The sequence below is a fragment of the Pontibacter cellulosilyticus genome (assembly GCF_014306105.1).
GTDB classification, from domain to species: domain Bacteria; phylum Bacteroidota; class Bacteroidia; order Cytophagales; family Hymenobacteraceae; genus Pontibacter; species Pontibacter cellulosilyticus.
On record NZ_JACRVF010000001.1, the window covers coordinates 512,415 to 531,614 of the forward strand.

17 protein-coding genes are annotated in these 19,200 nt (G+C 44.6%); 5 read left to right on the plus strand and 12 right to left on the minus strand.

From position 1 onward, the window contains the following. Positions 1-50: 50 nt before the first annotated feature. Positions 51-584, plus strand: coding sequence for a hypothetical protein (locus H8S84_RS02215; protein ID WP_187065643.1), 534 nt, complete (start codon positions 51-53; stop codon positions 582-584). Positions 585-670: 86 nt separating this feature from the next. Here H8S84_RS02215 and groL read toward each other — a convergent pair whose 3' ends face one another. From groL to H8S84_RS02270, 11 genes are all read right to left on the minus strand, one after another. After that, entirely contained in the window at positions 671-2,311 is a 1,641-nt protein-coding gene (gene groL / locus H8S84_RS02220; protein ID WP_187065644.1) for a chaperonin GroEL, read from the minus strand. 39 nt (positions 2,312-2,350) lie between these two features. Further along, entirely contained in the window at positions 2,351-2,641 is a 291-nt protein-coding gene (gene groES / locus H8S84_RS02225) for a co-chaperone GroES (RefSeq protein ID WP_222621552.1), read from the minus strand. A gap of 260 nt (positions 2,642-2,901) precedes the next feature. Beyond that, entirely contained in the window at positions 2,902-3,288 is a 387-nt protein-coding gene (gene secG / locus H8S84_RS02230) for a preprotein translocase subunit SecG (RefSeq protein ID WP_187065645.1), read from the minus strand. Between the two features lies 1 nt (position 3,289). Then, positions 3,290-4,567, minus strand: coding sequence for a hypothetical protein (locus tag H8S84_RS02235; RefSeq protein ID WP_187065646.1), 1,278 nt, complete (start codon positions 4,565-4,567; stop codon positions 3,290-3,292). Between the two features lie 35 nt (positions 4,568-4,602). Continuing rightward, positions 4,603-5,130 carry an LptE family protein gene (locus H8S84_RS02240; RefSeq protein WP_187065647.1) on the minus strand — a complete coding sequence of 176 codons (528 nt, stop codon included), beginning with the start codon at positions 5,128-5,130 and terminating at the stop codon, positions 4,603-4,605. Beyond that, positions 5,114-6,391, minus strand: coding sequence for a sigma-54 interaction domain-containing protein (locus tag H8S84_RS02245; RefSeq protein WP_187065648.1), 1,278 nt, complete (start codon positions 6,389-6,391; stop codon positions 5,114-5,116). The genes H8S84_RS02240 and H8S84_RS02245 overlap by 17 nt, the downstream gene beginning before the upstream one ends. Before the next feature lie 90 nt (positions 6,392-6,481). Next, the gene (gene miaB / locus H8S84_RS02250) at positions 6,482-7,915 is read right to left on the minus strand and encodes a tRNA (N6-isopentenyl adenosine(37)-C2)-methylthiotransferase MiaB (RefSeq protein ID WP_187065649.1); all 1,434 of its coding nucleotides are present in this window, start codon (positions 7,913-7,915) and stop codon (positions 6,482-6,484) included. 192 nt (positions 7,916-8,107) lie between these two features. After that, positions 8,108-9,400 (minus strand): anthranilate synthase component I family protein, encoded by a 1,293-nt coding sequence (locus H8S84_RS02255; RefSeq protein ID WP_187065650.1) that lies wholly within the window; start codon positions 9,398-9,400, stop codon positions 8,108-8,110. Positions 9,401-9,412: 12 nt separating this feature from the next. After that, the gene (locus H8S84_RS02260; RefSeq protein WP_317175415.1) at positions 9,413-10,858 is read right to left on the minus strand and encodes a tetratricopeptide repeat protein; all 1,446 of its coding nucleotides are present in this window, start codon (positions 10,856-10,858) and stop codon (positions 9,413-9,415) included. 70 nt (positions 10,859-10,928) lie between these two features. After that, positions 10,929-11,660, minus strand: coding sequence for a zinc ribbon domain-containing protein (locus H8S84_RS02265; protein ID WP_187065652.1), 732 nt, complete (start codon positions 11,658-11,660; stop codon positions 10,929-10,931). A gap of 3 nt (positions 11,661-11,663) precedes the next feature. After that, positions 11,664-12,767, minus strand: coding sequence for a Nif3-like dinuclear metal center hexameric protein (locus H8S84_RS02270; RefSeq protein WP_187065653.1), 1,104 nt, complete (start codon positions 12,765-12,767; stop codon positions 11,664-11,666). Between the two features lie 70 nt (positions 12,768-12,837). Here H8S84_RS02270 and lpxK point away from each other — a divergent pair, with 70 nt between their 5' ends. The 3 genes from lpxK to miaE all read left to right on the plus strand — a co-directional run bounded on the left by lpxK (position 12,838) and on the right by miaE (position 16,492). Next, positions 12,838-13,899 carry a tetraacyldisaccharide 4'-kinase gene (lpxK, locus tag H8S84_RS02275; RefSeq protein WP_187065654.1) on the plus strand — a complete coding sequence of 354 codons (1,062 nt, stop codon included), beginning with the start codon at positions 12,838-12,840 and terminating at the stop codon, positions 13,897-13,899. A 75-nt stretch (positions 13,900-13,974) separates the two neighbouring features. After that, positions 13,975-15,876, plus strand: coding sequence for a putative porin (locus H8S84_RS02280; protein ID WP_187065655.1), 1,902 nt, complete (start codon positions 13,975-13,977; stop codon positions 15,874-15,876). 7 nt (positions 15,877-15,883) lie between these two features. Continuing rightward, the gene (gene miaE / locus H8S84_RS02285) at positions 15,884-16,492 is read left to right on the plus strand and encodes a tRNA-(ms[2]io[6]A)-hydroxylase (protein WP_187065656.1); all 609 of its coding nucleotides are present in this window, start codon (positions 15,884-15,886) and stop codon (positions 16,490-16,492) included. Positions 16,493-16,561: 69 nt separating this feature from the next. Here miaE and H8S84_RS02290 read toward each other — a convergent pair whose 3' ends face one another. Beyond that, entirely contained in the window at positions 16,562-17,827 is a 1,266-nt protein-coding gene (locus H8S84_RS02290) for an asparagine synthetase B (RefSeq protein ID WP_187066638.1), read from the minus strand. A 138-nt stretch (positions 17,828-17,965) separates the two neighbouring features. Between H8S84_RS02290 and H8S84_RS02295 the strand changes: the two genes are divergently transcribed. Further along, a complete protein-coding gene (locus tag H8S84_RS02295) occupies positions 17,966-19,195 on the plus strand; it encodes an ABC transporter permease (protein ID WP_187065657.1) in 1,230 nt (409 codons plus the stop codon). The last annotated feature ends 5 nt before the right edge of the window (positions 19,196-19,200 follow it).

Below are 19,200 nucleotides of genomic sequence, written 5' to 3' on the forward strand. Positions count from 1 at the left end.
GTGTTTTGGCTATACTTTCACTATGTGCCTCTGTGGCATCCTGTCAAACTATGTCAGAAGCCACAGATGTGGCGGAGCATATTGCATTGCCAGAGCCTACATCTGTTGTTTATACAATAAAAAAAGGGTCTCATGCATCTACCAACAGTTCCTTTAAAACAGTTAAAGCCCAAAAGTTACGTTTTGAGGTAACATTTGACAGCACCGCGATTTATACTTCCATTAAACCAGAGAACCAGTTTGATATCAATAAGCTTTATGGCCTATCTGACTGCAGTTCACATCATCAGGTGAACAGTGCCCGTATTGGTTGGCGCTGGAGCAACAACCAGTTGGAATTGCATGCTTATACTTACAAAGGAGGAAGCCGCAAGTCTGAATTTATAACAAGTATAACACTGGGTAAACCAGCCTTTTGCGAATTAAACCTTGATGAAGGGAAGTATAAGTTTAGTGTAGATGGCAAACAAGTAGAGTTACCAAGAGGCTGCAGTGGCTCTACAGATGCTTATCAGTTATACCCATACTTTGGTGGCGATGAGGTTGCCCCGCATGACATTACTATTAGGATCAGAAACCTATAGTGTATAAAGCGCTTAAAAGCAAAAAAGCCCCTGCATCATCAGATACAGGGGCTTTTCTATTTATTGTTATGCTAATGCATGTCTGATTACATCATGCCGCCCATGCCGCCCATGCCACCTGGCATGCCGCCGCCCATCGGAGCAGTTTCTTCAGCAGGTTCTTCAGATACTACACACTCAGTAGTTAGAAGTAGACCAGCGATAGAGGCAGCGTTCTCTAAAGCAAGACGCGTTACCTTAGTTGGGTCGATGATACCTGCAGCGAACATGTTCTCGTACTTGTCGTCGCGGGCATTATAACCTAAGTCGCCTTTGCCTTCGCGTACAGCCTGAACTACTACCGAACCTTCGCCACCTGCGTTAGATACGATTGTTCTAAGTGGAGCCTCCAGTGCTGTTTTGATGATCTGAACACCAGTCTGCTCGTCAGCGTTGTAAACGTCAACGTTATCAAGGGCAGCGATCGCACGGATAAGGGCAACACCACCACCAGCTACAATACCTTCTTCAACTGCAGCTCTTGTAGCATGTAGAGCGTCATCCACACGGTCTTTCTTCTCTTTCATCTCTACTTCAGTAGAAGCACCAATGTAAAGGATAGCTACACCGCCAGATAACTTCGCTAAACGCTCCTGTAGTTTTTCTTTGTCATAGTCAGATGTAGTAGACTCCATCTGAGACTTGATCTGGTTAACACGAGCAACAATGTCATCTTTAGAGCCAGCACCGTTTACAATAGTAGTGTTGTCTTTGTCGATGATCACTTTCTCAGCCTTACCAAGGTACTCTAAAGTAGCGTTCTCTAATTTGTAGCCACGCTCTTCAGAGATAACTGTACCGCCAGTCAGGATAGCGATATCCTCCAGCATTGCTTTTCTTCTGTCGCCGAAGCCAGGAGCTTTAACAGCAGCAATTTTAAGCGAGCCACGAAGTTTGTTTACTACAAGTGTAGCAAGTGCCTCACCGTCAACGTCCTCAGCTACGATCACAAGGCCTTTACCAGTCTGAACAACCTGCTCCAACACTGGAAGCAACTCCTTCATAGTAGAAACCTTCTTGTCGTAGATCAGGATGAAAGGATTGTCGAACTCAGCTTCCATTTTCTCCGCGTTTGTAACGAAGTATGGAGAAAGGTAACCACGGTCAAACTGCATACCTTCTACAGTTTTCACTTCAGTTTCTGTGCCTTTTGCTTCCTCAACAGTAATTACACCGTCTTTACCCACTTTGTCCATCGCATCAGCGATCATTTTACCGATCTCAGCGTCGTTGTTGGCGGAGATAGTACCTACCTGAGAGATCTCAGATGAGTTCTCAATTTTCTTAGACTGTGAACGCAGGTTATCAACTACTGCATGTACAGCCTTGTCGATACCGCGCTTCAGGTCCATTGGGTTAGCACCGGCAGCTACGTTCTTAATACCGGCAGTGTAAATAGCCTGAGCCAACACAGTAGCAGTAGTTGTACCGTCACCAGCCTGGTCAGCAGTTTTCGAAGCAACTTCTTTTACCAACTGAGCACCCATGTTTTCAATAGGGTCTTTCAGTTCGATCTCTTTCGCTACTGAAACACCGTCTTTAGTAATAGTAGGGGCACCGAATTTTTTATCGATGATTACGTTGCGGCCTTTAGGGCCTAAAGTAACTTTAACAGCATTTGCCAGTTTGTCAACGCCAGACTTTATTTTGCTGCGAGCGTCGGCATCAAATGAGATGTTCTTAGCCATAGTTATATCTGTTAGATAATTATTTTAAAATGGATTGAATTAAAGTACTGCCAGAATATCTGACTCACGCATGATCAGGTAGTCGCTACCGTCTACAGAAATCTCTGTACCTGCGTATTTGCCATACAACACCTGGTCGCCAACTTTTACCTGCGGCTTCATTAAAGAACCTTGGTCAGATACTTTACCTTCGCCAACGGCTACTACCTCACCACGCTGCGGCTTCTCTTTAGCAGTATCAGGAATGATGATACCAGACTTTGTTTTTTCTTCTGCTGCAGCAGGAGCAACAATTACTCTGTCTGCTAATGGTTTAATGCTGATTGACATAGTTTGTTATGTTATTTTAGTTTTATGGTTTATAGTTTAAAAATATAACCGATGGAGTATTATCATTTCCTGTGCCAATGCTTTAATTCTGACATTTATGGCCAAATTTTCAGCTATTAACGCTGCCAACCCTGACAGGTTTTGAAAATTTGGCAGACATTGGGAACTTTTATCCGAATTACCTGACAGGAGAGGAGAAGCTATAAAATAACAAAAGCCGGCTTTAAGGGCCGGCTCTGTTTATACTTGTAATCTTGATCTTAGTCGTTTGCAGTATCGATCATGCCTGGGATCTCGGCTGCACCTGGGATAGCTGCAGTTGTATCGGCAGATGTGCCAGGAAGTGTAGAAGGAGTAGCAGGCATGTTAGACTGACGTGCACGCTCTTCGTTTATACTTCTGATGCCCTCGCCTTCATTGGCAGAGCTAACCATCATGTGTGTGCCAAGTGTAAGAACTACCAGTGCAATGGCAAAGCCCCAGGTAAGTTTCTCCAGCAGGTCTCCGGTGCGCTTTACACCCATCAACTGGCTGGTGCTACCGCCAAATTGGCTTGAAAGTCCGCCTCCTTTAGGATTCTGAGCCAACACAACCAAAATAAGCAGCACGCAAATGAATACAATAATACTGATAAGGGCGATGTACATATTAGCTTAAGTTTTGTAATTTTTCTATCTGTTCAGCAAAGTAACTCTTTTTTTCCGGATTTTTCAAAATGAGTTGCTCATATATTTTAATGGCTTTCTTTATTTTCCCTTGCTTCACAAATATATTGGCAAGGCTTTCAGAAGCCATTCCTTTCTTGATCTTAGTGCTCTTAAGCGACAAATCTTCCTGTGGCTCAGGCTTAATTTTAATGTTAGCCATCGTTTTGAGCCTTGGGTTCAGCTTTAGGAATTGGTCGATCAGGTCGAGTTGGTTGCTTAGCGAGTGCTGCGTTGGTTGCACAGCTTTTTCGAGCTCATGCGTTTTGCTATACTCTAATATAAGCTCCGGGTGGAAGCCTACTGGCCGCTGGCGCGTATAATCGTCTTTTAGCTGAAGCACTTCGCCCATTCGGCTGGAGCCCATCCAATAGCCAAGCGCATCTTCAGCATACATGTGGTCTATCTCATCAAACGTATAGTTGATCGCTGCATCAGCGGCATCATCAACTGTGGCATCTTCATCAGGTTCTTCAGTGTCCGGACTTACTGCATCTGCTGTCTCAGCTGGCTTTGAGTAAGTATGCTTTATATCTTCCTCCAGTTCCGCTAAAGCTTCTTCTGTTTCCGGGAGGTGATCTGCTACTTCTTGTTCTATTTCTGCTACAGTTTCAGGGTCCGGTTTTTGGGCCAGAAGATCTGTAAAAGAGGAGCTGAGGCTGTTAATGGTAAGCAGCATGGCTAGTTCAGAGTCAATCTGCTGTTGTTCCGCTTCAATGGCTGCCGGGGAATCCTCTGTTACTGCTGGTAAGTCTTTAGATTCATCACTAATGTCGAGCTTTTCAACTTCCTCAATATCATCTTCCAACTCCACTACCTCATATACTTCTGCTGGCATGCTCTCCTCTAAAGCAGCAGTTTCATCAAGTATAACCTCTTCAGCAATAGTAATTTCTTCTGGCTCTGGCGTTACTTCCTCTTGAGGAAGTGTTAAATTATTGTTTTCCGGTGCTGTAGCAGCTGCTTCTTCAAATACAGGCTCGGCAACTGTAGAAGTATAGATAATGCGTTTTAGTAGCTGCCGATCTGTGGCATAAGAAGAGGCTTTGCGCAATCGCTGCGTCGAAAGCATACTTCCTTTATCATAAGCAGATTTGGCAAGCAGAAGGTGTGCAGTCTGGCAATAGGGGAAAGTAGCGGCCACCTTCTCCAGCTCTTCGGTTTGCTGGTCGGAGATGTTCGCTACCTGTTTTATCAGTTTAAGAAAAGCTGATTTGTTCATTTAGTATGGGTGATACTTTATATGATAGTGTCTAACTACCAGTCTGCTACCGTTTTATTGAAAACATCTACTACAAGGCGTTCTGTAAGCGCATCGATCTCCGATGGGGAGATCTGTGTTACATCACGGCCTTGCTGGAAATCCTGCGAAATGCTAAACAACCTGTCGAAACTCTTTTCGGGGTTTTTAGCATTCGTGAATCTTACCTGTATGCCTAAAGTAAGCCTGTTAAGACCTGCAATATCGTTTACGCCTTCGCGCTGAATGGCTGCTGGCGTATAGGTAAAGCTAACAATCTGTCCTTCTAATTGCAAATCGCCGTCGCGCTGCACAATGTTAAGATTGGAGTTGCGCTGGTAAAATATTTTAAAGTTGTTTGTTACCAGCTGCGTCAGGTTTGCAGGGCCTTCGCCGGTGCTGTTCTCAAAGTTTTGGATAGAGATAGTTTGCACATCCGGTGGAAGGGTAGAGCCGGAAAAAGAGTAGATGCCGCAGCCTCCGCAAAGTATAAGCAGCAAGGGCAGCGCCAACAACCATACTTTGTTACTATTCTTCAATGTCATACTGCTTTAATTTGCGGTAAAGGGTTCTCTCTGATATTCCAAGGTCCTGTGCGGCATACTTACGCTTGTTGTTGTGCTTTTTGAGCGCCTTAAGTATAAGCTCCTTCTCTTTATCCTCTAAAGATAAGCTTTCCTCTTCTGTTTCGTGCGGAATATCCTCTACTTTTTGATCTTCGTAATCCTGCATCTGCGCCTGTTTTACCGGTAAGTAAAAGGCTTCGTGCTGCTTAGGCTCTTGGTGCTGATAGGTAGTTCTGCCATTAACAGTTTCAATGCCGTCGAATAAATGGCCGTGCTCTTTTATCAGTTCCTGCTCGTTGTGCTGGTTTGTCATGATCTCGAACACCAGTTTCTTCAGCTCCGACACATCACGGCGCATGTCAAACAACACCTTGTATAGTATATCCCGCTCCGAGAAGTGTTGCTCTGATGCAGAGGCTTCTTTGCTTAAAACTGCAGGTAAGTTACTTTGCTCGCGTGGCAGGTAGTGTCTTAATTTATTAGCATCGATTTCACGGTCATACTCAAGCACCGAGATCTGCTCCACAATATTCTTCAGCTGGCGAATATTACCCGGAAACCTAAATGCAAGTAGCTCTTGTACCGCATCAGGTGTAAGTGTAATAGGCTTTACTTTATACTTCTCCGAAAAATCGGCAGCGAACTTTCTGAACAGCAGGTAGATATCGTCGCCACGCTCACGAAGAGGCGGTACCGTAATGGGCACTGTATTCAGGCGATAGTATAGATCCTCACGGAAACGTCCTTTCTCAACGGCATTAAGCAGGTTCACATTGGTAGCCGCTACCACACGTACGTCAGTCTTCTGTACTTTAGAGGAGCCCACCTTTATAAACTCGCCATTTTCAAGCACGCGCAGCAGCCTGGCTTGTGTACCAAGTGGCATTTCACCTATCTCGTCCAGGAATATAGTCCCGCCGTCAGTTACTTCAAAATAGCCTTTGCGGGTATCATGTGCACCTGTAAACGAGCCTTTTTCGTGGCCAAACAGTTCAGAGTCGATGGTGCCTTCGGGTATGGCGCCGCAGTTGATGGCAATAAACTGGCCGTGCTTTCGCGGGCTCAGCTGGTGTATGATTTTAGAGAACGACTCCTTGCCGCTGCCGCTCTCGCCGGTAATAAGCACTGTCATTTCGGTAGGAGCCACTTGGGCTGCTACTTGTATGGCGTGGTTCAGCAAGGGTGAGTTGCCTATGATGCCAAAACGCTGCTTTATACTTTGTATATCAATGTTGCGCATTTCATTGGATTTGAAGATTAGGAAATTTGGAGAATTGAAGATGTTCTGAAGCTCATTTTACAGGCTTTCACATCTTTGTACTACCCAAATCTAATCGATAGCCTCGCCGAACAGGGTGCCTACGCTGCAGTCGTGCACCAGCACGTTCACGTAATCACCTTTCTTGTAGTGCTTCTTATCAAAGATAACTACTTTGTTCTGGTCGTTGCGGCCGCTTAATTGCTCTTTTGATTTTTTAGAAAAGTTTTCAACCAGCACCTTGTGCACCTTACCAACGTCACGCTTATTGCGATTAAGCGAAGTTTCACGCTGCTTGTTTATGATCTCGTCCAGGCGACGTTTCTTAACTTCCAGCGGAATATCATCTTCCAGTTTTCTGGCAGCCAAAGTACCCGGACGCTCAGAATAGAAGAACATGTAAGAGTAATCGTACTGCACGTAATCCATCAATGACAGTGTATCTTGGTGCTCTTCTTCGGTTTCGGTGCAGAAGCCGGCGATCATATCAGAAGATATACCGCAGTCTTCACCAAGTATAGCTCGTATAGCATCTACTCGATTCAGGTACCACTCTCGGTCGTAGGTGCGGTTCATGAGTTCCAGCACGCGGGAATTACCACTCTGAGCCGGCAGGTGTATGTATTTACAGATGTTGTCGTACTTCTTCATGGTATAAAGTACTTCATCTGTAATGTCTTTAGGATGTGACGTAGAGAAACGCACACGCAGGTCAGGAGATACCAGCGCCACTTTTTCCAGCAGCTGGGCAAAGTTTACGCTTTCTGTTCCGTCTTCTGATGCCCATTTGTATGAGTCCACGTTCTGCCCCAGCAGTGTTACCTCTTTATATCCCTGTTCTACCAAAGCCTCTGCCTCACGCACAATTGAATGTGCATCTCGGCTACGCTCACGGCCACGGGTAAACGGCACCACACAGAAAGAGCACATGTTATCGCAACCACGCATAATCGAGATAAAAGCACTCACGCCATTGCTGTTCAGGCGGATAGGGTTAATGTCAGCATAAGTCTCTTCACGCGAAAGCAGCACGTTTACAGCTTTATGGCCACCGTCCACTTCGTTGATCAGGTTTGGCAGATCACGGTAAGCATCCGGACCTACTACAAGATCTACAATTTTCTCTTCCTCCAGCAATGATTTCTTCAGACGCTCTGCCATACAGCCCAACACTCCGACCATCATCTCAGGCTTCTTCTTTTTAAAGTAGTTGATCTGGCCTAAACGGTTACGAACGGTTTGTTCTGCCTTCTCACGTATAGAGCAGGTATTCAGAAATACCAGGTCAGCCTGTGCAATATCAGAAGTAGTATCAAAACCATTCTCAAACATAATCGACGACACAATCTCACTATCAGAGAAATTCATGGCGCAGCCATAGCTTTCTATGTATAGTTTGCGGCTTTTACCTGTTTGGGTTTCCTGTGTAATATGGGTGGTATCGCAGGCAGCTGCTTCTTCTGGCGTACGGCTATCTATAAAATCTAAATCTACTATCGGATCCATGCTAATTATTTTACTGCTGCAAATATACTATAATCTCTTCAAAACCGTGACAGAATGGCAGGCCTTTTAAAAATTATGAATTAGGAATTAAGAATGATAAATTAAACTTGGTGTACTTATCTCATTAAGTATGACTTCCGATTATTTTCATTCATAATTATAATTCAACATTTAGAATTTGAAGGCGCAAGTTTAACCTTGGTTTAATACCTTCATGATTGCCTGCGCCTTCAACAGGCATTCTTCATACTCGTGTTCAGGGTCGGAGTCGTAGGTGATGGCGCTGCCCACCATAAAAGATAGGTACTTGTTGCTGGCGTTGTATTGAATACTCCTGATCACTACATTAAAATCACAGTCGTTTTCTGGAGTGATATATCCGAAGGTGCCTGAGTATAGACCACGTTTTGTAACTTCCAGTTCTTCTATCAGCTGCATAGCGCTTATTTTAGGGGCACCCGTCATGCTACCCATCGGAAAAGCACCTGCCAATGCATCTATTAGATTATTCTCCTCTCTTAATTCACCGCTTACGGTTGAGATCATTTGCGACACTTGCCTGAAACCGTATATCCCGAACATTTCCTCTACCTGCACGGTTCCGACCCCGCAGGAACGGCTTAAATCATTTCGCACCAGGTCCACGATCATCATATTTTCGGCCAGTTCTTTCTCGTCGTGGCGCAGTTGGTGCTGTAGTTGCGCATCTTCTTCCGGGGTTTGTCCGCGCCTGATGGTACCCTTTATCGGTTGGGAAATCAGTTTAGGCCCTTCTTTTTTAAGAAAGCGTTCCGGAGAGGCACACAGCAGGTACTTATCGTTATACTTCAGGTAACCGGAAAATGGGGTAGGAGAAGCTTCGTTCAGAGCCAAGTATAAAGGTAAAGGGCTAACTTCTACGTCTTCAGCATAAAACTCCATGCAATAATTTAGCTCGTACACATCACCTTCCAGTATATGCGCTTTTATACATTCTACATTTGCTTTGTATATTTCCGGAGTTACCTTTTGCTGTATTTTAAGGTTGGAAGATGCCGCTGCAACTGGCGTGGGTAAGGCAATAATACTTTCAACTACTTCGCTTGTGTTGTTCTTTGTGCTTTTGATTGTTACACCGCCATCTTTAAAGTATAACTGTACCTCTGGCTCGAAAAAAAAGGCCAGCGGAAAAGCAAGATTATCTGAATTATGGCTATTGAGGTTTTCAATCTGGTTCTTTAGGTCATAGGCTAAATAACCACACCACATGTTATGCTGCTTCGAAAGCTCCTGCCGCATACTTTGCAGTACCTGCTGCTGATCGATTTTTACAGCGGCGCCCGAGGAGACAGCCAGCCTATGTTCAAAGCCATTATGCGGATAAGCTATGTCGTTTGGGTTGTAATAGGCAACAAAGCTATACTTATCAGCCCATGCAAGCGCTCTTTTTTGAAACTCACTTAAAGATATTGGCAGTTCCTCTGCTTTTATAGTTACCGTAAACATCCTTATCTGTGACTATAGTGCTGACAGGGCTAATTTTGCCTTTGCATCGATACTGTTTTTATACTCATGGTCTTTGTAGCTCATCGCCTTCTGGAAGTATACTTTTGCCAATGCCTCCTGTTTTTGTTCTTTGTAAAGGTAGCCCAATTGCAATGCGGCATGCGGCGCAAAGTATAAATTTGTGTCGTCACAAATGGCAATCGTGTTTTTATAAAACTTAACAGCCTGTATCGTGTCCTGTAAACCGTGGAAAATACGTGCTTTTCTGTAAGTGAATTCTGCCTGCACCGGAGTGGCCGCTTTTGTTGTATCCAAAGCTCTAAGTGCTGCAAGCGCTTCTTTGTAATATCCGCCATCAGACTGTAGCCTTGCCAGCAACAATGGTTTGATTGGCTTTTCCTGATTCATTACATACTTTGCGGCGTACTTGTCTTCTTCGATCTCTTCCTTGCCTAATTCACTTACTTTGTTGTAGTACCATAGCGCCTGTGGCTGGTGGTTACCCAGGTAATAAGCCAGATAAAGTTTGAAGTGCGCGGCTTTGATGTAATGCTCACCTTTGTGCTGCTTCAGAAATGTAAGATTATGTGCTACAGATTTGTCAAAGTCACCGCGGTACAAGTATAAATCCGCAGCCATGTGCTGCAGGTACGGAAACTTAAGGTACTGGCTGCTTACCGGTCTGTTTAAAAAGTGCCGGAGTGCCTGTTCGCTGTGCTTTGTTTTTTTAAGCAGGTGCATGGCAGCAAATCGAAAGAGCAGGTTGTCAGGCTGGATTTTAATGGCACTCTCAATTAACTGTATGGCCTGTCGTTCATTCTCCTGGTCCACCAGTTGCAGGGTAATGGCATACATAAGTTGCGCCTCTTCCTGGAAAGGATTCTCCTGTGTGGCTGCAGTTCTTAAGTTTGAAAGCCCAGATTTTATACTTCCCTTCATGCCGATGATGTTCAGAAACCACCTGTAGTTATCCGGCACTGAGCCGATGAGCACCTGCAGCATACCCAGCGTCTTTTTGTTTGGTATAAAATCAGGGTGGCGCCTAGCGATGAAAGCATACTGTAAGTATGCCTGTCGGATATCCCATGCAGCAGATAACTTATTGCCGAATAGCAACTTGCTGATACCTATCTGCATTTTTACTTCAGCTTGGGCGTAGCTTTTCCAGGTGCTGTTGCTTTTTAGTTTCTCTATCTGAAGCAACCTGTTTTCCTGGCTCTGCAAAAGTGCGTCGTAATTGGTAGCATCCTGTTGCACACACAGTTCCAGAAAGTCTCCGTAGTTTGCTACAAGCAGGGCAGCGGCATTTGCTGGATTCTGTTGCAGTTCTTGCTTTACCAGTTGCTCTGCAGTGCCAATCTTTAGCTTCAGGTATTCCTGGTGAGCTCTAAGCGTGGTTGTATTATAAACCGAAACGGCATGCAGGGGAAGGGTGCTTAGCAGTAAGAGGTAGAGCACCAAAAAAAAAGGATGGGGTTGAGCCATCCTTTTTAATAATATATATAAGCGTCGTGCGCTCAATTTCTAATTAGTATACACGCTGCTCCACACCAGCCAAGATACGGCCGCAGTGCTCGCATACAATAACTTTCTTCTGTGCTGCAATGTCAGCCTGGCGCTGTGGCGGAACTGTATTGAAGCAACCACCGCAAGCATCACGCTTAACCGTTACTACCGCAAGGCCATTGCGTACGTTTTTACGGATACGAGAATAAGCACTTAGCAAACGATCTTCAATGTTTGTTGATGCATCCTGACGTTCCTGCTCCAGTTTGTTTTCTTCTTCCTCGCTTTCAGAAACAATCTGATCCAGTTCGTGCTTCTTGTTGTCAAGGTCTTTGCGGCGCTCGTCTAAACGGTGCTTAGTACCCTCGATGTCGTTGTTTTTCTGCTCGATCTGGTAGTGAGCTTCTTTGATTTTCTTCTCAGCGATCTGGATCTCCAGTTTCTGAAGCTCAATCTCTTTTGTGATAGCATCGTATTCGCGGTTGTTGCGAACATTCTGCTGCTGATCTTCATACTTGCGGATTAGAACTTCTGCGTCTTTAATGGCTTGCTTACGCTGTGCGATAGAATCATTAAGTGCTGCGATCTCGTCATCAAACTTACGAACCCTCACCTCATAGCCTTCAATTTCATCTTCCAGGTCCTGAACCTCTTCGGGTAAGTCACCTCTAACGCGTCTAATTTCATCAAGCTGCGAATCGATGCTCTGAAGCTTTAATAATGCTTCTAACTTGCTGGCTACAGTACTTTCCATGTATTAAAAAGTGTATCTGACAGGGTTTGTGTTAACGTTTGTTAAATAGACTGCAAAATTAGTAAAGTTTTTGGAAATTGTATCATAAAAAATCTCCTTTGTATATACTTCGCTTTCATAGTGCCCTATGTCAGCGATCATCATGCGGCCTTCTGCGTCAAAAAACTCATGGTACTTCACGTCGCCAGTTACCAGTGCATCAGCCCCTTGACGTAGGGCATCTTTGATAAGAAAGCTGCCGGCACCGCCACAAACGGCAACCCGTTTTATATTTTTAGTACCCACTGTTGTATATCGCAGGCCTTGCAGTTCCATCTTCTCTTTGAGGTAAGCCAGGAACTCTTCTTCGCTTAGGCCCCGCTCTAATTCGCCAATTACCCCAATGCCCACTTCCTGATTCTGGTTTTCGAGGCTGTAAAGATAATGAGCCACTTCTTCGTATGGGTGCGCCGCTCGTAAAGCAGCCATTATTTTACCTTGCAGGTAGGCCGGAAAAATAACCTCCAACCTGTTTTCCTGCACCTGCTCTGGCTTACCGGGCTGGCCTATTTTGGGATCAGCGTTCTCAGAAGGCAAGAATCGGCCAGTACCCTGTACCTGAAAACTGCAGTTGCTGTATTCTCCAATATTACCGGCACCTGCCTGGTGCAAGGCAGCTAGTACTGCTTCAGTGTTTTCTACAGGTACAAAAGTAACCAGTTGCATCAGGGTTTGCGGTTTGTTTGCCAATATGCGCTGCTGCTGCAGTTCGAGCCTGTCTGCAATTTTAGTGTTTACACCATTCACCACGCTATCCAGGTTAGTGTGGCTGGCATAGATGGCAATATTATTCTGAATGGCCTTGATGATAGTGCGCTCTACATAGTTCTTGCCAGTAAGCGATTTCAGTCCTTTAAATATAATAGGGTGGTGCGCCACGATCAGATTACAGCCTTTTGAGATGGCATCCTCTACAACTTCTTCAGTGCAGTCGAGTGAGATCAGAACAGCTCTAACTTCATCCTTAGGGTTGCCTGTAAGCAGGCCGGCATTGTCGTAACTTTCCTGGTAGCGGAGCGGAGCAAGCTGTTCCAGGTGGTCGGTTACATCTTTTATTATGGTTATCATAGTTCTTATTAATTCCTGTTTTGGCGTATTGCTTTAAAATTAATTCTAATTTTGCTTTAGCTACAACCCTATGGCAAAATATCTGAAATTACTGCTTTGGCCTTTCTCACTGCTGTATGGTGGTGTAACAGGCCTCCGCAATATTTTATACAACAAAGGTATACTTAAAAGCACTGCTTACGATATGCCCGTGCTTGCTGTTGGCAACCTAACTGTGGGTGGCACCGGTAAAACCCCACACGTGGAGTACCTGTTGCGCCTGCTGCACAAGTATAAAATTGCAACGCTAAGCAGAGGCTATAAACGCCAGACCACCGGATTTATACTTGCTGATGCCACTTCTACGGCAGCGCAGCTTGGCGATGAACCTTACCAATACCACCTGGACTTTGCAGATGTTGCTGTAGCTGTTTGTGAAAAAAGGGTAGAGGGAGTAGACAAGCTGAAGGCATCGGTTCAAGACCTTGAAGTAGTAGTGCTTGACGATGCTATGCAGCACCGCGCTATAAGGCCTTCCCTAATGATTATGCTTACCGACTACGGCAGACCTTTTTTTAGAGATTTTATACTTCCGGCGGGGCTGCTGCGCGAAAGCAGGCAAGGGTCAAAACGTGCCGATGTGGTGGTGGTCAGCAAATGCCCTCAAAAGCTTAGCCAAACTGAGAGAGAGAAGTACGTTTCAAATATCAGCAAGTATACTTTGCCGGGCACACCGGTGTTCTTCTCTACTTTTGATTATGGTAAACCTGTAAGTGTGGGGGTTACAGATCTGGTGTATAAGAACATTGTTTTACTCACCGGAATCGCCAACCCGGAACCGATGCGGGATTATTTGCAGCAGCAGGGTTATACGATAGTTAAAGCTTATACTTTCCCGGACCACCATACATATGCTACTGATGATTTACTTGAAGTAAAAGACTTTGTGAGTAAGTATAAAGGCAAAGATATCAGTATTATAACAACCAGCAAAGATGCCGTTAAATTAACCGCTCCAGATCTTGCAACAATAAGTAAACAGCTGCCCTTGTTTTACTTGCCGATAGAAGTTTCTTTTCTGGAACACGCCGAAAAATTCAATTCAATAATATCAGAACACGTAAATCAAAAGTTGGCCTTAAAGCAGATATAGCTTTTTACTTATACTTTTATCAGGTATAGAAATGGCACAAGCATACTTTTATGCGAAAATCACTAATTTTGAACTGTGAAAGTTAAATTACTAGCCGGATTCCTCCTCGTTATTTGTCTGTTGGCTGGCCGCAATGCCTCAGCCCAGATCATAGATGATTCTACCAAGGTACTGTACAGCCCAAAAACCACGCTTCAGCTATTTGAAAGAGATGTGCTGGAAGGCCTCCTGCAGCGCAGCCGGATCGATACTTCCATTAACAATATGCAGAATGAGCGTTTCTGGTATAACGATACAGCTTACTATCAGCATTTGGGTAATGTGGGTACTGCTGCCCAGCCTTTATTTTTCCGGGTGCCACAGAAGCTCGGTGTGCGATTTGGCAAGAATACGTTTGACCGTTATGCGTACGACCCTCAGACGATAAACTATTACGATACCCGTTCGCCTTATTCGCATTTATACTATGTGCAGGGGCAGCGTGGCGAGCAGGTGTTCGAAGGTATTTATGCACGCAATATATCTTCCCGCTGGAACGCTGGTGTAGCTTACCGCATACTTTCGGCTAACAAGCAAATAGGAACAAGTAACCGCCGCGAAGGATTGATTGACAACCAGGCGGTGAAAGCTTTTTCACATTATTCTTCCAAAAACAAAAAATACGATCTGTTCTTCAATTATACTTTTATGAAAGTAGAACAGATTGAGACAGGAGGCATACGACCTGTTCCAGACACTGTCCGCTACGAAGATCTGTTTGACTATGAAACAGAAAGTATATGGCTACAGCAGGCTGCCACCGAAGAATCCAGAAATGCATTGCACCTCACTAACATCTTTAAACTGGCTGGTGAAAACCTAAAGCTTTACAGCACAACCGATTGGTACCGCCAGGCCAATGAATACAGCGACAACTCCTTTACTTTTGACGTTGAAAGTGGTAACCTCCTGTTTTACCCGGATACAATCTATACTAACGTTCGAACGCATGACAGGAACATCTACACAGAACTGCAAAACCAGTTTGGCTTTACTGGCAACAGCAGCATTTCTTTTTATAAAGCTTATTTAAAGTATCGCCGCGCGAACGTTGATTACAGTGTACTGGATTTTGTACGCAACGACACTGTGCGAAGCGAAATCAGAAGAGGAGACGAGGCAACCTTTAACCAATTGTTTGTGGGAGGGCAGCTGCGCTTGTTCTACGAGAACAAAGCTGAGATTCTAGTTGACGGGGAATTCCAGATTTCAAATGATTACCGTGTGAAGGCACAGGGGAAACTGGCAGGACTTAAAGTTTCGCAGGAGCGTATTTTGCGGGCACCATCGCTTGTGGAGGAATTTATGCTCAGCAACCATTTTGCTTGGGACAACGATAATTTCAACAGTTCTGTTATTGATAGAACAGAGGTAGGTTATAGCGGCAAACTAGGCGAGAGGCAGTATGTGAAGCTGAGTGGTAATTATACAAACATTAAACGGCACATCTTTTTTAACGAACAGGCCGTGCCGGAGCAGCTTAACGGAAACCAGCGGTTCTGGGGAGCAAACATACTGCACCACATAAATTTCGGATCTGTACATTTTGAGAATTTTGCTGCTTATACCAACACAGATGAGGCAGATAAGATCAGGATACCGGAACTGGTGCTTGATTCGAAGTTGTATTACGAAGGCTTTATTTTCAAAAAAGCATTGTTCGGACAGTTCGGGGTGCAGGCTTACATGCCTACGAGTTACTTTGCTGATGCCTACATGCCTGTAACGCAACAGTTCTACCTTCAAAATAACCTCGAACTAAGGACTTATCCTGTAATTGATGTCTTTGTAAACGCCGACATTAAAACAGTAAATGTATTCCTGAAGATGAGCCACGTAAACGACGAACTGTGGGAGCCTGGATACTTTGTAACGCCATACTATCCTGGCATGCGCCGCAGCTTTGTCTTCGGTTTAAAGTGGATGTTCTTTGATTAAAATACTTATGTCTGAATTACAGCCAAACAAGACCATACTTCGCCTTGAACTCCCGACTGATCCACGTTGGGTGAACATTGCCGAAAAAAACATAGAAGAAATACTGGTAGATCATGCTTACTGCGAGCAAAAAGCCGCCACTTCAGCTATATCGCTTATTGTTAAGTACCCTGATAAAACTAGGCTTGTAGAAGAGTTGACAGACCTGGTAGCTGAAGAATGGAGTCATTTTGAGCGTGTACTGGAGCAACTAAAAAAACGAGGCTATGGCCTGGGTCGCAACCGGCCTGATGAATATGTAGTGCAGCTGAGTAAACACATCCGGAAAGGAGACAAGCGTGAACGCCAGTTAATGGATCACCTCCTGGTTAATGCATTGATTGAAGCACGTAGTTGTGAACGTTTTAAATTGCTCTGGAAGAACATACAGGACGAAGAGCTTCAGAAATTCTACTACGAACTAATGGTTTCAGAAGCAGGCCACTATGTTAGCTTTGTTAAACTAGCCAAAGAATACATGCCAGCCGATATAGTGGATGCCCGTTTTAAAGAGCTGCTGCAAATAGAATCAGAAATTATCCGAAACCTGGAGCCCCGCCCAGACAGAATGCATTAATTTAGTTCTGAGTTATGAGTTACGAGTGTTACTAATAACTCGGAACTCATAACTCATAACTCTTATCTTTTAGGTCTTCTGTTTCTTTTTCTTAGCTGCCGGAAACAGGATGTTGTTAAGTATAAGCCTATAACCCGGTGAGTTAGGGTGCAAGGCGAGGTCAGTTGGATCTTCGCCAACAAGGTGTTGGTAGTCTTCAGGGTCGTGGCCGCCATAGAAGGTCCAGGTTCCTTTGGCATAAGTACCGTGCATATAGCGGATCTCACCTAGCTCTTTGTTCTCGCCCATAACCACCACCTCAGGCTTTATCAGGCTTTTTCTGAAGGCAGTTGTCTGGCCCATAAATCCTTTGATGGTCTTCGCATGGTTTTGCGTTAGCATGGTAGGAATGGGATCCCATTTGGCTGAGAAAGTGAACAGCTGGAAATAATCGTTTGCTTCATTTACAGGGCGTTCCTGTGGCTGCATATCGATGTTGGAGTACTCATACTCGAGCGGGTTTCTGGATATCCTGAAGTCTTTGAATGCAAAGGTTTTAGCGTAGTCTAGTTTACTTTGTGCATTAGGGTCAGCTGCGTCACCATCGAACATTGCTTCTACTATATCCACGCCTTCTGCGGCCAGTGCAATATCATAGGTGTCGGTGGCAGAGCACATGGCAAAAAGAAAGCCGCCACCGGCACAAAACTCTTTTATTTTGTTTACCACTGCCATTTTTAAATGCGAAACCTTCTTAAAGCCTAGCTTAGTGGCAGATTCTTCGGCCTCGCGCTGTTGCTCCTGGTACCAGGGGTAGTGTCGGTAACTGGCATAAAATTTACCGTACTGCCCTGTAAAATCTTCGTGGTGCAGGTGCAGCCAATCATACTTCGGCAGGTCTCCTTTTACAATTTCTTCGTCGTAAATAATGTCATAAGGAATCTCGGCATAGGTTAGCACCAGCGTCACGGCATCGTCCCATGGCATTTTAGATTTGGGAGTATACACCGCCACTTTCGGCACTTTCTCCAGCTTCATGATGTCCATGTTGGCGTCTGGATTGCTGATCTCGGTGAGGATACCGTTGTATTGTGCATCCGAGATAACACTGTAGGTGATGCCCCGCACAACCAGCTCGTTTTCCAACTGTGGTCCGTGGGTAAACGCAAAGCTGCCGCCTCTGTAATTGAGTAGCCAATCTACCGGTACATTCTTGCTGAGCACCCAATAAGCTGCACCGTAAGACTTCAGATGGTCCTTCTGCGACTCATCCATAGGCACCAGGATGGTGCTGGCAAAGGATGAGAATGCACTCAATAACAGGGTGAAGAAAAGCAGTGTGGTACGGAAAAACATCAGGTTCGTCTTTAAAATATTATCAAATGTATAAAATTGACTCATTTTTAAAAGAAAGCAGTTAACTTAGAAGCTGAGCAGCTGTTTTATACTTAACGCAAAAAAGGTAAAAAGCGCACAAAAATCTTTCACTGTCGGATGAATCTGCTAGAAAATATACGCGAAGGTCTACGAGCCATACAAGGCAACTTGCTTAGAACCATACTTACCGGACTTATTGTGTCTATTGGCATCATGTCTTTGGTAGGTATCTTAACGGCAGTGGATAGTATGAAACACTCATTAACCCAAACGTTTTCAAATCTGGGAGCAAACTCCTTTGACATACGCAGAAAAGGGTTTAACAATCAGGGTGGAAAGGATCGTGTGTATCCTAATATCTCTTACGTGCAGGCCATGCAGTACAAAGACATGATGTCTAACAACGCCAAAGTAAGTTTATCAGCTAATATTTCGGGGGCAACTGTTGTAAAGAACGAAATAGAAAAAACGAATCCAAACATTAATGTGATCGGTGGAGATGAGTATTACGTGGAGGCTCAAAATCTGATACTGCAAGCGGGTAGGGGATTCTCTAGTTTCGAACACGAATATGGCTCCAATGTAGCTATAATCGGCAGTGAAGTTAAAGATAAGCTGTTTAAGAAAAGAAGTGCTATAGGCCAGTATATAACTATGCTTGGCCGAAAGTTTAAAGTAGTAGGCCAGCTTGAGTCTAAGGGCAGCAGTATGGGCGGAGGTAGTGATCGTAGAATTATTGTCCCACTCGAAACCGGCCGCCAGATACCACTTGTGGGTGGCGCAGAACTCACGTATGCCATCAAAACGGTTATACCTAAGCCGGAAGAACTTGATTACGTAATGGGAGAGGCAACAGGTATTATGCGCAGTGTTCGCCAGGACCCTTTAGGCCAGGAGGAATCTTTTGAAATAAGACGCAGCGACTCACTACTGCAGAGCCTGAACGAAATATCTGGCTACCTGAAAGCCGGCGGCTTTATTATAGGCTTTATTACGTTGTTGGGAGCCTCTGTTGGCCTGATGAACATTATGATGGTATCGGTGAACGAGCGTACCCGGGAGATAGGCGTAAGGAAAGCTTTGGGTGCTACTGCCAAGCAAATACGCCAGCAATTCTTGATCGAGGCTATCGTTATCTGTATACTTGGTGGACTAGTGGGTATATTTTTAGGTATACTAATGGGTAACGGAATTGCCTCTTTAATTGGAGAGGGTGGTTTTATTGTGCCATGGCTTTGGGTAATAGTGGGCCTTACTATTTGCGTAGGTGTTGGGGTGATATCAGGCTACTACCCAGCGTTTAAAGCCTCTAAGCTAGATCCAATAGAATCATTGCGTTACGAGTAGGAGAT

What these genes read in the sequence shown, in the direction of transcription:
- H8S84_RS02245 (WP_187065648.1), bottom strand. Translation starts at nt 6,391, where the DNA reads ATGCGCAACATTGATATACAAAGTATAAAGCAGCGTTTTGGCATCATA.
- H8S84_RS02290 (WP_187066638.1), bottom strand. Translation starts at nt 17,827, where the DNA reads ATGTTTTTCCGTACCACACTGCTTTTCTTCACCCTGTTATTGAGTGCA.
- H8S84_RS02240 (WP_187065647.1), bottom strand. Translation starts at nt 5,130, where the DNA reads ATGACATTGAAGAATAGTAACAAAGTATGGTTGTTGGCGCTGCCCTTG.
- H8S84_RS02265 (WP_187065652.1), bottom strand. Translation starts at nt 11,660, where the DNA reads ATGGAAAGTACTGTAGCCAGCAAGTTAGAAGCATTATTAAAGCTTCAG.
- lpxK (WP_187065654.1), top strand. Translation starts at nt 12,838, where the DNA reads ATGGCAAAATATCTGAAATTACTGCTTTGGCCTTTCTCACTGCTGTAT.
- H8S84_RS02255 (WP_187065650.1), bottom strand. Translation starts at nt 9,400, where the DNA reads ATGTTTACGGTAACTATAAAAGCAGAGGAACTGCCAATATCTTTAAGT.
- H8S84_RS02235 (WP_187065646.1), bottom strand. Translation starts at nt 4,567, where the DNA reads ATGAACAAATCAGCTTTTCTTAAACTGATAAAACAGGTAGCGAACATC.
- H8S84_RS02270 (WP_187065653.1), bottom strand. Translation starts at nt 12,767, where the DNA reads ATGATAACCATAATAAAAGATGTAACCGACCACCTGGAACAGCTTGCT.
- groL (WP_187065644.1), bottom strand. Translation starts at nt 2,311, where the DNA reads ATGGCTAAGAACATCTCATTTGATGCCGACGCTCGCAGCAAAATAAAG.
- miaE (WP_187065656.1), top strand. Translation starts at nt 15,884, where the DNA reads ATGTCTGAATTACAGCCAAACAAGACCATACTTCGCCTTGAACTCCCG.
- H8S84_RS02215 (WP_187065643.1), top strand. Translation starts at nt 51, where the DNA reads ATGTCAGAAGCCACAGATGTGGCGGAGCATATTGCATTGCCAGAGCCT.
- miaB (WP_187065649.1), bottom strand. Translation starts at nt 7,915, where the DNA reads ATGGATCCGATAGTAGATTTAGATTTTATAGATAGCCGTACGCCAGAA.
- secG (WP_187065645.1), bottom strand. Translation starts at nt 3,288, where the DNA reads ATGTACATCGCCCTTATCAGTATTATTGTATTCATTTGCGTGCTGCTT.
- H8S84_RS02295 (WP_187065657.1), top strand. Translation starts at nt 17,966, where the DNA reads ATGAATCTGCTAGAAAATATACGCGAAGGTCTACGAGCCATACAAGGC.
- groES (WP_222621552.1), bottom strand. Translation starts at nt 2,641, where the DNA reads ATGTCAATCAGCATTAAACCATTAGCAGACAGAGTAATTGTTGCTCCT.